The sequence below is a fragment of the Beduini sp. genome, assembly GCF_047239305.1.
GTDB lineage: Bacteria > Bacillota_I > Bacilli_A > Erysipelotrichales > Coprobacillaceae > Beduini.
This window is the reverse complement of sequence record NZ_JBKTEM010000013.1, coordinates 17,810-31,680: the sequence shown is the minus strand read 5'-3', so window position 1 is coordinate 31,680 and position 13,871 is coordinate 17,810. Positions and strand designations below refer to the sequence as shown.

Annotated in this window: 13 protein-coding genes and 1 other annotated feature (1 of these 14 cut by a window edge); of the genes, 2 read left to right on the top strand and 11 right to left on the bottom strand. The window is 36.9% G+C overall.

Annotated elements, in window-relative coordinates; genetic code table 11:
* Positions 1–8: 8 nt before the first annotated feature.
* The 3 genes from ACLRVU_RS13330 to ACLRVU_RS13320 are packed head-to-tail and all read right to left on the bottom strand — an operon-like array spanning position 9 to position 2,943.
* A complete protein-coding gene (locus ACLRVU_RS13330) occupies positions 9–1,562 on the bottom strand; it encodes a hypothetical protein (protein ID WP_412892223.1) in 1,554 nt (517 codons plus the stop codon).
* A 16-nt stretch (positions 1,563–1,578) separates the two neighbouring features.
* Positions 1,579–2,616 carry a V0D/AC39 family V-type ATPase subunit gene (locus ACLRVU_RS13325; protein WP_041138966.1) on the bottom strand — a complete coding sequence of 346 codons (1,038 nt, stop codon included), beginning with the start codon at positions 2,614–2,616 and terminating at the stop codon, positions 1,579–1,581.
* Positions 2,617–2,631: 15 nt separating this feature from the next.
* A complete protein-coding gene (locus ACLRVU_RS13320) occupies positions 2,632–2,943 on the bottom strand; it encodes a hypothetical protein (protein WP_041138967.1) in 312 nt (103 codons plus the stop codon).
* A gap of 883 nt (positions 2,944–3,826) precedes the next feature.
* On the opposite strand from ACLRVU_RS13320, the gene ACLRVU_RS13315 reads away from it, so the two are divergent.
* Both ACLRVU_RS13315 and ACLRVU_RS13310 read left to right on the top strand, forming a co-directional pair.
* Positions 3,827–4,663: an alpha/beta hydrolase gene (locus ACLRVU_RS13315; protein WP_412892222.1), complete on the top strand. Its 837-nt coding sequence runs from the start codon at positions 3,827–3,829 to the stop codon at positions 4,661–4,663.
* Positions 4,664–4,674: 11 nt separating this feature from the next.
* The gene (locus ACLRVU_RS13310; protein WP_412892221.1) at positions 4,675–6,435 is read left to right on the top strand and encodes a putative glycoside hydrolase; all 1,761 of its coding nucleotides are present in this window, start codon (positions 4,675–4,677) and stop codon (positions 6,433–6,435) included.
* A gap of 27 nt (positions 6,436–6,462) precedes the next feature.
* On the opposite strand, the gene ACLRVU_RS13305 is transcribed toward ACLRVU_RS13310, so the two are convergent.
* From ACLRVU_RS13305 to aroF, 8 genes are read right to left on the bottom strand one after another with little or no spacing between them, the layout of a single operon-like run.
* Complete coding sequence (locus ACLRVU_RS13305) at positions 6,463–7,227, bottom strand: formate/nitrite transporter family protein (RefSeq protein WP_412892220.1); 765 nt, start codon at positions 7,225–7,227, stop codon at positions 6,463–6,465.
* Between the two features lie 36 nt (positions 7,228–7,263).
* Positions 7,264–7,707: a GNAT family N-acetyltransferase gene (locus tag ACLRVU_RS13300; protein WP_412892219.1), complete on the bottom strand. Its 444-nt coding sequence runs from the start codon at positions 7,705–7,707 to the stop codon at positions 7,264–7,266.
* A gap of 28 nt (positions 7,708–7,735) precedes the next feature.
* Positions 7,736–8,230 carry a shikimate kinase gene (locus tag ACLRVU_RS13295; RefSeq protein WP_412892218.1) on the bottom strand — a complete coding sequence of 165 codons (495 nt, stop codon included), beginning with the start codon at positions 8,228–8,230 and terminating at the stop codon, positions 7,736–7,738.
* Between the two features lie 8 nt (positions 8,231–8,238).
* Entirely contained in the window at positions 8,239–9,366 is a 1,128-nt protein-coding gene (gene pheA, locus ACLRVU_RS13290) for a prephenate dehydratase (RefSeq protein WP_412892217.1), read from the bottom strand.
* Positions 9,363–10,442: a chorismate synthase gene (gene aroC, locus ACLRVU_RS13285; RefSeq protein WP_412892216.1), complete on the bottom strand. Its 1,080-nt coding sequence runs from the start codon at positions 10,440–10,442 to the stop codon at positions 9,363–9,365. The genes pheA and aroC overlap by 4 nt, the downstream gene beginning before the upstream one ends.
* Positions 10,432–11,700 carry a 3-phosphoshikimate 1-carboxyvinyltransferase gene (gene aroA / locus ACLRVU_RS13280; RefSeq protein WP_412892215.1) on the bottom strand — a complete coding sequence of 423 codons (1,269 nt, stop codon included), beginning with the start codon at positions 11,698–11,700 and terminating at the stop codon, positions 10,432–10,434. The genes aroC and aroA overlap by 11 nt, the downstream gene beginning before the upstream one ends.
* Before the next feature lies 1 nt (position 11,701).
* Positions 11,702–12,760 (bottom strand): 3-dehydroquinate synthase, encoded by a 1,059-nt coding sequence (gene aroB, locus ACLRVU_RS13275; protein ID WP_412892214.1) that lies wholly within the window; start codon positions 12,758–12,760, stop codon positions 11,702–11,704.
* 11 nt (positions 12,761–12,771) lie between these two features.
* A complete protein-coding gene (aroF, locus tag ACLRVU_RS13270) occupies positions 12,772–13,785 on the bottom strand; it encodes a 3-deoxy-7-phosphoheptulonate synthase (protein WP_412892213.1) in 1,014 nt (337 codons plus the stop codon).
* A gap of 67 nt (positions 13,786–13,852) precedes the next feature.
* Positions 13,853–13,871 (bottom strand) — a binding site (T-box leader); it runs 231 nt beyond the window's last position.

Here is a 13,871-nt window from a genome sequence, read left to right as displayed (position 1 = left end):
TTGTTACATTAAGCTGTATTTTGTTTTCCAAAAATAGTTTTAATTTTATTTTTGAAAATAGTTAGTACAACTGCTACCGCAACAACTAGTTCCAATGGTAAGTTCAGAATGTTTTGACCAAATTGTACTTCTTCAAACGCTGCAACAGCGACGATAAGTAAAATAATCAGACCGGTTACTCCACAGAAGCCAAAGATCACATCACTCATTTTTTTTAAACGAATATTCTTGATGATCGCACATAGACATCCTGTTAGCCAATATCCCAATACTAATGTTCCTGCCAGATAGGCAAAACGCATTGGCAAAGAGATCGGCAGGGAAATGATCGCCGGATAGACAAGTGAATAGGCCGCACTACCATAAAGCAAACCAAATATTAAAGTGGCTATACCGATACGGTTAATGATCTTCCATGTATCTGATTTCTTGGCAAATAAGAATCCAGCTACACTTAATACTGCTCCTAAAGCAATATCCCCTAAACAGATACCAAATGACAACATCCAAAGTACAGCAATAAAAGGTGCTGAATCCACATCTCCATATTGTTTTACCTTTGCCAATTTTTCAAATGGTTTGATTATCTTATTGTTTTTACGAATGATTGGTGGGTAAACTTTTTGACTTTGATAAATATTGCTCGGCAAAGTCAAAGCCTGTACCCCATCAATTTGTTCAAATTCTTTTCTAATCGAATCTAGTTTATCTGTCTCTACAAATCCAATGACAGCCGCAGAATTACTGTAATCGATAATACATTCATGAATCGAATATAAATCCTGCAGACAAATAGCTTTGGTATAAAGCTCATTCAGCTGCAAACGATGCTGTTCTTTCAGCACACTGATTCTCTGATCCATTTTTGCAATGTACCCATCCATTGCTTTGCTTTCCTGTTTCACTTCTTCAAGCGCTTCTTTAGCCGTTCCATGCACGAATGCTGGTACTCTAATTCTTTCGAATCCGATTGAAGAAAAGATATTATCGATTTCTAATACATCTTTATTTACAGCAATATAAGCGCACCAAGTATACTGTGATGTTTCCTTATATACACGAAGTATAAACGGATATCCATCATAGTATTCTAATTTAGCCACATCCCTTGTAGGGATACGACCAACTCTCACTTTTAAATAATGGCTGTTGAATAAGTGATCTAGATTTAATTCATGACCCTCAATATTTTCCAATATTACTTGAGTCGCATCATTTTCATCTTTTTCAGCTACTAATTCTTTCTTAACTTTTTCAATCTTGTCAAGTGCCGCTTCAATTTCATCAAGATATTGATTTTCTTTTTCAACATTGATTCTTTCATTATGGTAAGGTAGTTTTTCTAAATTCAATCCTAAGCGTACACTCAGTTCATTGACTCTAGTCAAAATCTTATCATAAGAATCATCTTTAGGCATCACTTCAACATGTTTGACATCTTTAATTAAACTAGTTGCTTTCTGAGGATGAAAAGCAGTCATATTTTTTATTTTCACCAACATGTCAAATGTATTTTCATGCTGAAAGGTTACATTCAACAGGTTCATTTTTTCTATAGCCATAATACATCCCCCTCTGCTAATAAATTAGCATCTTCTCAATGCTTGATGCTGGTTCTTCATAACGAATACCCTCAATGATATGTTTTAAATTATCGACCTCAATATTTAAGATAATACTGTAAGTCATATAAACAAGTGAGGCATCTGTAGAAAAGCGCATATAACGTTTTGCAAGGTTATACTTGATTTTCTCTGTATAATATTCGATATAAACAAAATCCTGATCGTCAACAAATAGCCTGTAACTTGACTCGGCTAATTTTCTCAGGAAAGTAGCAGCATCTGGTGTCGCAATCAATTCTTCCAAGAATGATCGTGGCATACGTGAATATTCCATAAATAATGTTGATTTAATATGTTGTGGTGTAGCATGGAAATATTTCTTCAAACGATAGATTTTAGTAATATTCTGAAGTTCAATCATCGTATATAGAACGGTTAATAGATCCTTCTGCTTTTTCCCCCGATAAAGCTTCTTCACTACACTGACGTATGTGCTAAAGTAGACACGTTTTAATTCAATTTCCAAAATATTGTAATCCATTGGTTCATCATCTTTAGGTCGTAATGAAGCCAATACATCATAGTACTTTGTTTTTTTAACGAGTTCTAAAATATCATCATACGTACTGGCATTGATCAGTCCATAAATATTAAAGCTTGCTTGGCTAGCCAAATATTCCGGGATATCTAAATCAAAGCCTGTATAAATTTCAGAATTTAAAATTCTAATTTTATTAAGAAGCAGCTCGATTTCTCCTGAAACCACACCGATCTTATAGAATTCCATTTCTGATTTAGAAGCATAACGAATCAAACGACTAGTTCTTTCATAGTACTCTTTATTCAGTAACGCTTCCAATTGTCCACGATGAACAGTATTTTCCTTGATATCAGATAACACGTTCGCATATTCAGTGTCACTTTTTAAATAAGCAACCATATCGGAAATGTTTCTTCTTTTTAGGAGTTCATCATAATCATTTTGCGTAAGCTTTTTAGCATACATTGATCTCGCTTTCGCAGAGACCGCATTTGATGATAAAGATCCCATTCTCTCACCTCTATCCTAAACTTCTTTACAACGACTTACGATAGTTTCAACCCAAGTGTCCTTCTTTGTCTCGTAAAGATTCAAAAGTGAAGCAAGAGATGCTTTAAACTCTTCTTCATTTCGAGTTTTTGTTGCTTCGATTTCAGCTTGCAGTTTTGCTTTATGCTCAGCAATGATCGCTTGTTGTTCTTTCATGAATGTATCATAGATTTCTTTCTTTTTCGCATTCATGTTGGTTTGAACATCATTTCTCTTTTGCTTAGCATCTTCAACGCTCTTTGCACAGTCACGATCGATTTCAACAATGTCTTGAATAAATTTGTCCAATTTATTACCTCCCAACTATACTTTAACAATTGAATTACATCTAATTCTCTAAAAGTACTCTGTTAGTATACACCTAATAGTTTTTTTTTCAAGGATTTTTTAATAATTGAACGCAATTTTTATACCGATAAACTAACTCTGTAAATATGCCGATTTCATGGGAATTTATGGGCTTTTTTTCACAAAGCGGTTTCAATACTTAGGCTACCTAACAATTCCCATTGGACAATTTTAGATAATATAAAAAACATAACCCCTGTACAGCCATAAAAAAGAGACAAGAATTATGCTTTTAGAATCATTATTTTTTAATTCTCGATAAGCGATAACGATCATTTATTAAATATACTAACCCTATATTCTATGAAGCAGTTTTCCATTTGTGAACCGTTATTAAGATTTCTTAACACATGGGATGTTGGGGTTAAACTGAAACACCTTTAGTAGAGTAAATTTGATTTCCTAAATATTTAAGTTGTGTTTCACTTGTTCGGTAAGTTGATCGCTTTCTTGTTCGCTTTCTGCAATGGCTCTTAGCCCATTATGAATAATATTCAATGAAAAGTTCAACCACAACATCCCATGTATTTAAATATGGTCAGGGTGTATCGCTCCCAAATTGGTATATCGTTTAACCCTAACATTCCATGTCTCTAAATAACTGCCCTATTTTCTCTAGTCCAAATAAGCTATTCATTTTAATATCACATTCTGCACAAAGAAATCCCCTAATCCGTTAGAATTCATTCTACCTTTTTAAGGGATTTTTCTAATGTCATCGCTTCTTTTGTATTGCAAATTAATCCGCCTAAAATGTAACCGAATACATAGAATAATAAAATAATCTGTGATAAAATAGTAAAAGCAAGGAGGAATTAAATTTATGGCTTTAATTAAAGTAGACTTTATTTCAGAATCATTAATGCGTACAGTAACAATCAATGCAATTGTTCCCATTGATAAGTTAAGCATGCCGGGGATGCCGGTTAGAGAGAAAAAACCATTTAAAACACTATACTTATTACATGGAATCTTTGGAAACTATACAGACTGGGTAACCGGTACACGTATTCAGGCTTGGGCACAGGAACGTAACCTAGTGGTGATTATGCCTTCAGGTGAAAACAAATTCTATGTAGACAATCCATTATCAGGAGATATGTTCAGTCAATTTATTGGGAAAGAATTAGTACAGGTCACACGTGATTTATTCCCATTATCTGATAAACGTGAAGATACATTTATTGCCGGATTATCTATGGGAGGATATGGTGCCTTGATAAATGGACTTCGTTTCCATGAAACATTCAGCCACATCGGAGCATTATCATCTGGATTGATCCTTGATCGTGTGCTTCATTCAACCAATGACGAGGTTATGCCTACCAACCGTCGCAGCTATTATGAATCTATTTTTGGTGATCTTGACCAATTAATCGGAAGTGAAAAGGATTATAAAGCCTTGATTACTAAACTGAAGAAAGAAAAAGCAGACCTTCCTAAAATTTATATGGCTTGTGGTACAGAAGACTTTTTACTTGAAGCAAACCGTGATTATCATGAATTTTTAGTGGATAATCAAGTTGATGTCACTTATGTAGAAGGACCTGGAGCACATACGTGGGAATTTTGGGATACTTACATCTATAAAGTATTGGAATGGCTGCCACTGGAAAACTCATCTGAAGGGGTTCACAGCGGAAACGTTGGAAAGAAATAATTCATATTAAAATGAAACATTATAAAATCAGAAAAGGGCGTCTCGGTATCGTAGTCGCCCTTGCTCTTATATTGGTGGCATCCGGAGTTTTAATCTTTATTAAAACATCAAAAAAAGCAACTGTAACCTACTACATTGCTTCGGATCAGCCCTCCATAACGATAAATGCTGACAATGAAGAAATCCATTTAATCAGAGGAACCAAAGTCATTGGTATTAAAGCTTCAGATAAAAATAAAGAAAACATGATCATTAAAACAGATCAAAATAGTAAAGAATTTGAGATTGATAAAAAGTATTTAGTTGAAACAATAGAAGAATGTGTAACGAATCAAACCATATATCCACGTCTGATGGTGAATCTTCGAAAAGATAAAGGGGAACCTTTGGAAAAGTCAGTAGGAAATAAGGGAGAAGCCCTGCCTATCAAGAGAATTAACTATGAACGTGATTTTAATAAGGATACTGGTGAAGTCAGCGGCTATATGATTGAAAAAGAAGGACAGATATATTATGTAGATTCAATGTATGTTGAGCCTACTCTTGAAGAAGCGACTAAAGCCTATCCGCAACATGTGATCCATTCTGCTTATTGGGATTACTACTTTGGCGATGGTTATTCACAAACGGCATATATAGCCAGTTTAGATTATAAACCATTTAATAAAAAGCAATATACAAATAATCCTTTAAGATCAGATATTAACGCTGTACATATTTCGATGAATATTTTTAAACAGGAATTTGATTATTTATTAGGACTATGCAAGGAAACAGGGATTAATGCATTAGTTGTGGAAGTAAAAAGTGATATCGGGGATATTGCTTTTGAAAGTGAGCAGTGCAAGCCTTATCTAAACGATTCCAATCGAGCAATTAAAGATGCCGTTGTTACCAAAAGTGACCTACAATCATTGATCGATCGCTGTCATCAAGAAGGCATCTATTTGATTGCCCGTATCGTTACCTTTAAAGACCAAATCTTTGCACAGCAGAACAGTGAAGAAAGTATTCTTTCCAATGATGGTTCTCTGCTTATACATAATGGGGAAAACTGGCCTTCTGCTTACTCTCGAAAATCTTGGATGTATAATGTTGCGATCGCAAAAGAAGTGGCAGTAATGGGATTCAATGAAATCCAGTTTGATTATGTTCGTTTCCCTGATGGTTTAGTCGACGGAGAAATGAATGGCGAAATCAACTTACATAATACCTATGATGAATATAAGACGCAGGCCCTTCAGCGCTTCTTGATGTATGCTTATGAGGAACTGTCTCCTTTAGAAGTGTATGTAGCAGCCGATGTCTTTGCTTGGCCCGCAGTGGCGGAGGATGATCAGAATATCGGGCAGTTTATCCCCGCTTTAGCGAATGTTGTTGATGTCATTTCCCCTATGCCTTACCCGGATCACTTTGGTCCCGGCAATATGGGATCTGATCAGCCTTGGCAAAACCCTGAAACCACTTTGCAGAATTATAGTGAAATAATGAAAGAAGTTTTAAACAGTATCCCTACCCCGGCAATCTATCGTACATGGATTCAAGGCTATGCCTGCATGGGACATGTCTGCAAGGGAACTCCGGGGAATCCGCAAAGAGATTATGGCAGTCAGGAAATGATGGATCAAATCCATGGAATTAATAATGCCGGATTTGAAGGCTATATGGTATGGTCAGGTTATGGCGGAAGCGGAATGTTTGAAGAACGTAAAGCTGGCTTTATTTCCAGTACATTACCAGAGAATAAAAAATGGAAGCACAGCTTCCAATGACACCTAAAAATAGGTGTCTTTTTTATCTTAATATTTTGTTTTAAACATTAAATAGACAGGGATCCCTGCAACAATCGAACCACCGATGATGTTGCCTAAAGTTGCAATCAGCATATGAATCCCCATCAAAGCAAAAGGAGAATCGCCAATTCCAAACTGGGTGACACACATCGCAAAGAATCCGCTATTAGCAATACAGTGTTCAAATCCAGGTAATACAAACGCCGCTACAAAAAACATAATCATAACTAAACGTACCATATCATCTTTCACTTTGATTCCTGCGTAACCGGCAATACACACAAGAAAGTTACATAAGATTCCTTTAATCAATAACTGCATTGGTTCAAATGCCAACTTCGCATCCATTAATGATTGTAAATAGGTTGGAAAAATCGTATTAAAAGATCCGCTTAATATAAATAATGCCCCTACTGCAAACAAACCTAGAATATTTCCGACAAAACAGATCCACCAAGCTGGAATAATATCTAAAAAATGCATCTTTTTATCATAAACCGGAATAATTGTCGTTAAACAGTTCCCGGTAAATAACTCTGCCCCTAAAAAACAGATCGCAACCAGTCCGATTCCAAATGTCACAGCAACAGCGATCTTAGAAAATTCCGGATAATTGGTTGAAAGCAAAGCTCCGGCTGAATAAGATAAAATAACGGCTCCCCCTAAATATAACCCAGCCATGATAGATCGCATGAAATAGCGCATCGGGTCATCTTTCGCCATGAGTATTTTATTGATGCCTACACTATTTAATAATTCAATGTCGTTCATTTTATTCCTCCCACGCAAAACTTACAAAATTATAAACTATTTTATCTCTTTTTGCAATTGCCAATAGTAGATTCGCTTATGTGTTTCACTCACTGTAAATTCTTTCCGCAGATCACTGGGTATTGCTTTTGTTTCAACAAATTCTGCTCCCAGTTTTTCGATCGTTTTTTTAGAAGCAATATTATCTGGCGAACAGGTAATTAAGACATGATCGTAACCTAAAGAAAGAATAAATTCCTCTAATGCCTTGCACGCCTGATAGGCATAATAACGTCCTCTGTAAGGCTCATCAACGCTATATCCGATATGTCCGGCAAATTCATGTTCCATATCATTCCCACAGCGAAATACAATGCGGCCGACTGGTTCACTGATTGAATCCCCATAAATATCAAATATATAATAAGGTGACCAGCCATCGACGTCTTCTATATATTCATTTAGTTTTAATATAACATGTTGATAGTTTAATTGTTTCATATGCTTTCTCCATAAAAAAGGAGACAATTTACATTGACTCCACGTAGTCTGTGATCTGTTTTAAAGTATACTCGATATCTCTGTTATTATCAATAATGACATCGGCACTTTGATGATATAATGCATTTCTTTCCTGATAAAGAGTATATAAGCGCTCTTTTCCCTCTTTTAATAATGGGCGAGTACTGGTCTCAATATCTTGAATAATATTTTCAACGTCTCGATCCAACAAGAAAATAATCCCATTCTTTTTTAAAGCAGTAATATTTTCTTGGTTTTTAATAACGCCGCCACCTGTAGATAAGATATATCCTGATAACTGTGAAACTTCCTGACAGCAGAGAGTCTCTCTTTCTCTAAAATAAGCTTCACTGATTGCAAACATATCATCAATCGATTGTTTAAATTTATTAACTAAGTATTCATCGATATCAATCAGTGGAAAATGCAATCGTTCGGAGAGCTGCTGTGAGATAGTCGTCTTACCGCTTCCCGGCATTCCAATCAATACTATATTTTTCATATTTCCTCCTAGGATTGTTGATAGGTGCCTAACACTCGTAACAGTTCGGTGTTGTACTGCATCTTTGTTAATGCTTTAATAACGTTAGGATCTTTAATATTTCCCTCAAAATCAATATAGAAATAATATTGCCAAGGTTTTGAATGAATCGGTCTTGATTCGATTCTGACCATATTCAAATGATGATTGCGAATAATATTTAGAATAGTAGCCAACGCTCCTACCTCATGCTTTAAGGAGCACATAATACTGATTCGATTATAATCCTCATTTGACTCCATTTGTTTTCCAATCACGATAAAACGTGTATGGTTGGTTTTATCCGTATGAATATTTTCTTTCAAAATATGGAGTCCGTAAAGTTCAGCCGCTTTTTTAGAAGCAATCGCAGCTTTGGTTTTATCGTTAGTTTCCATGACCATTTTCGCAGCCATCGCCGTATTAGGATATGGAAATCTGCGAATGTTTGGACAGGTATCTAAAAATTGAATGGATTGAGCTAATCCCTGAGGATGAGAATACACCTCCTGAATATCTGATAATTCAGCGCCTGGCAATGCCAATAAATGCTGAGCAATAGAGATACTTTGTTCTCCTACTATATAGAATCCATAATTACGGATTAGGTCATAAACATCATTAATAGCGCCGGTTGATGAGTTTTCAATCGGAACCACACCATACTGAATCTCATGGTGATCCAAGGCTTTAAATACGTCTTCAAACTGATCATAATGTTTAACGTCTACTTTCGATGAAAAGTACATTTCCAATGCTTCTTGTCCGAAAGCCCCCTCTACTCCTTGATAGCCAACTTTCAGCATTTCATTTTTTGATAAAGGTGCATGAGCTTCAATCTCAAATTTTTCCGGTATAAATTCTGCTTGATAATCTTTAGATAAATCCATTATCGATTGAATAAGCTGAGCTCCATATTCTTTAAGATTTTCCTGTTGTATCTTTTGCTTACTTTTTTCAATCACTAGCTTTTCTCTTTCGGGCTGAAAAATTTCCATATCATGAGCAAGTTTATATAAGATAACGTCTTTAGAGACTTGCATTCGGGCTTCAAATAAGCTCAGTAATTTTGTATCAATTTCATCAATTTCCTGACGGCATTCTTCTAATGTTTTCATTGATTTCCCCCCATAGCTTCATAAATAGCGATAGCACACATCGCTTCTACAACGGCAACCGCACGAAATACGATACAGGGATCGTGTCTTCCTTTAATCTCAATCTCTGTATTTTCTTTCGTTTCCACATTGATTGTTTCTTGTTTTTGGGCAATCGATGGAGTCGGTTTAATGCCTACCGTAAAGGTGATCGGCATCCCATTGCTGATGCCACCGACAATTCCCCCATTATGATTTGTTTTTGTTTTCACTTTATTATCTTCATAATAATAAGAATCGTTTGCCTCGCTTCCCAGCATTTTGCATAAATCAAAGCCATCACCAAATTCTAATCCCTTTACTGCGGGGATCGAGAACATCAAATGGGCAATCGTACTTTCTAACGAATCAAAGAAGGGTTCACCAATACCTGCCGGTAAGCCAATGACTCCGCATTCAATCTGTCCGCCTACAGAATCACATTGAGAACGGGCTGCATCTACAGCTGCTTCCATCTGCGTGAACACGGCTTTATCTAAAACTGGATAGAGCTGCTGACCTAATTGGTCAAGTACATTTTTATCTAATGTCGCATCAAAGACCTGATCCTGAACAGATTGGATACTTTTTATATGTGCCCCAATATAAATCTTTTGCTGTGCTAATATTTGTTTGATTACCGCTCCGGCAAAAACAATCGGGGCAGTAATTCTTCCAGAGAAGTGTCCTCCTCCGCGAACATCATTATATCCATGATATTTCACGTATGCAGCAAAGTCACTGTGACCTGGACGCATATGTGTCTCTAATAAGGAATAGTCTTTTGAATGCTGATCCGCATTATGGATCATAGCACATAACGGTGCTCCTGTCGTAATCCCATCTTGAATCCCGCTCATGATTTCTATCTGATCTTTTTCCTTACGTGCCGTTGATAATTTATTATTTCCGGGAGCACGACGAAGCATTTCCTTTTCTACCAAAGCCATATCAATTTTTAAGCCGGCTGGCAGTTTACCTAAGTTAATCCCAATCGCTTTTCCATGACTTTCCCCAAAAATAGATAATTCAATATTTTTTCCCCAATTAGCACTCACTTGTCATTCCTCCTAATTGTTCAAAATCCTGCCAAAAGCTTGGATATGATTTCTTCACACATTCCTTATTATCGATGATCATTTCTGTTTGTGCACATGTTGAAGCAATGGCTAAAGTCATCGCAATACGGTGATCTGCCCAGGCACTCACCTGTCCCCCTTGTAATTGACAAACGCCTTCAATGATCAATCCTTCTGTGGTTTCAGTAATCTTTGCTCCTAATTTTGTCAATTCGCTGGCTACTGCAGCTAAACGGTCACATTCTTTAATACGTAAGCGTTCAGCATGTTCAATTTTAGTGGTTCCCTCGGCAAGACACGCAGCTAAAGCTAACACCGGAATGACATCCGGACACTGACTGCCATCAATCGTTGTTGCTTTTAATACTTTAGCTTCTACTTTAATTAAGTCATCCGTTTGAGTTAATACAGCTCCCATTCTTTTTAGGATATCAATTGCTTCTTTATCTCCCTGTAAAGAATCTAAATTTAAGCCTTTTAATGCAACCGAATTCCCCAATGCTCCGGCAACTAGATAAAAAGCTGCCTGTGAATAATCCGCTTCGACATAGTAGTCATGAGCCTGATAGCTTTGCCCTCCGGCAATATGGAATTCCTGATAATGATCATGAGTGATGACAATACCAAACGTTTCCAGCATCTGTAAAGTAAGATCAATATAGCCAATCGATTCGAGTTTAGACGTAATAATAATTTTTGAATCTCCCTCTAATAATGGCAAGGCAAACAGCAAGCCGCTAATAAACTGTGAACTGACATTGCCAGGTACTTTGAATTCACCGGCTTTCAATTGACCTTGAATCTTTAAATCTAAGATTTCATTTTGATATTGGTAGGATATTCCTTGTTCATCAAAGATATCATAAAAAACATTCAAAGGACGCTTCCCCAAGTTTCCTTCACCGATAAAATGAACATTGTTTTCATGAATCAATGAGACAGGCACCATAAAACGTAAAGTTGAGCCAGATTCCTTACAGTCGACCTGACACTCCTGCATACAGCCTGTAGAACTTCCATCGATCAGCAAATAATCTTCATATGTCTCAATCTGGGCACCAAGAGCCTGCATAGCTGAGATTGTCGCTAAAATATCCTGTGAATATTCAATATGATCAATACGGCTTTTTCCTTTTGCAAGAGCGGCACATATAATTGCACGATGTGCCATGCTTTTTGATGGCGGAATGGCAACGGTTCCGCTTAATTGTGTTGGTGTGATTTTAATCTGACTCATTTTAAACCCTTTCCACCCCATCAAAGAATGTCAGGTCTGTTGGATGCACGAATGCTTCCCCCAAATTCTTTAAAAGGATTAATGATAATTTACTATTAATATTCTTTTTATCTAATTTAATCGTATTTTTAAGAACCACCATCTCTTCCTTGCAAGCCGTTGGAAGTTCATATCTTTCTAATACCGCTTTTATCTTTTCTGCTGTATTTTTTGGTGTCAATCCGCGTTCTTCGGCAATCTTAGTCAACTGATACATACCAATCGCTACGGCTTCTCCATGAGAGTATTTTTCGTAGTGATAATACTGTTCGATCGTATGTGCCAGCGTATGTCCGAAATTCAACACTAATCGGTCGCCAAAGTCTTTTTCATCATTTTCTACTACTCTTCTTTTGATGTCAACACAGCGATAGATAATTTCATCAATATCTTTATATAGATCACCGAAATCCTTATAAGCTGCTAACTGTTTAAACAAAGAGACATCTTTAATGCAACCGTATTTAATGACTTCCCCCATACCATCATGAATAAAGCGTGGTTCTAAAGTCTTTAAAACCAGCGGATCAATGAGTACCATCTTAGGATGATGAAAGGCCCCGACCAGATTTTTTCCCGCAGGCAGATCAACCGCTACTTTCCCGCCTACGCTTGAATCAACCTGAGCAAGCAATGAGGTAGGGATTTGAACAAACGGAATGCCTCTTAAATAGGTGGCTGCCACGAAGCCTGCAAGATCGCCTATTACCCCTCCACCTAAAGCAACAATCAAATCGCTGCGAGTTAAATTAAAATCTAACAATTGTTTGTAGAGTGCTGGTAAAACATCAAAGCTTTTGCTTTTTTCACCATGTGGCATTTCTACAATAGTGACAGCATAATCTTTTTCTAACTGTGATTTAACGATCTCTCCATAATAATGATTCACCTGATCATCTGTAATAATGGCAATCTTTTTCCCCTGATAAATTGCCTTTATTTTTTCTCCCACTTGATGAAGCAATCCCTGTTCAATATAGATGGGATAACTCTTTTCTTTTAAATTTACCAGCATCTCCATAAAACATCCTCCTAAATTTCTTTTCCTATTACTCTTGCGATATCACGTACTTGTTTGATGACTGCTTCAAATTTCTCCGGCTTCAATGACTGTGGTCCATCACATAATGCCTTTTCCGGATTGTTGTGGACTTCGATCATTAAACCATCTGCTCCCGCTGCTACTGCCGCTCTTGCCATGGGTTCAACTAACCACCATTTCCCTCCGGCATGACTTGGATCAATGATAATCGGTAAATGCGTCAGTTTCTTTACTACCGGGATCGCTTGTAAATCCAAGGTATTTCTTGTATATGATTCAAAGGTTCGGATTCCTCTTTCACATAAAATGACATTAGGATTTCCAGCTGCCATGATGTATTCGGCTGACATAATCCATTCTTCAAAGGTAGCAGATAATCCTCTCTTTAATAAGATCGGTCTTTTTGTCTTTCCTAATTGTTTCAATAAATCGAAGTTCTGCATGTTTCTTGCACCAATTTGAATCAAGTCTACTTTTTCATCGAATTCCTCTAAATGATCGGCTGACATTAATTCGGAAACGATCGGCATTCCCACTTCTTTTCCCGCTTTATACAGGATATCCAATCCGCTTGATCCCATTCCTTGGAACGCATATGGACTGGTACGAGGCTTGAAAGCACCGCCGCGAAGCATATTGGCACCGGCTGCTTTTGCCGCTCTGGCAATCTCGATGACTTGCTCTTCTGATTCAATAGAACAAGGACCGGCGATCACTGCTAAATGGTCACCGCCCACTTTAACCCCTGACACATCAATGATAGAATCATCAGGATGGAAAGCACGGTTTGCTTTCTTATAAGGCTCAGAGACCTTCATGACTCTTTCCACCACTTCATCCACTTCTAAACTTCTTGGATCAATCTTTGTAGTATCTCCAATGATCCCAATCACTGTCATTTCTGATCCTACCACTACTTGAGGTTGTCCTCCTCTTTCTTTGACCATTCCTTCAATTCTTTCAATATCCTCTTGTTTTGTTTTTGGTTTTAATACGATAATCATAATATTTCTCTCCTCTTCTTTCTATAATCCCTGGATAAAATATAAAAAGCCCTCGTTCTCTAATTGCTTAGAGGACGAGAGCTATG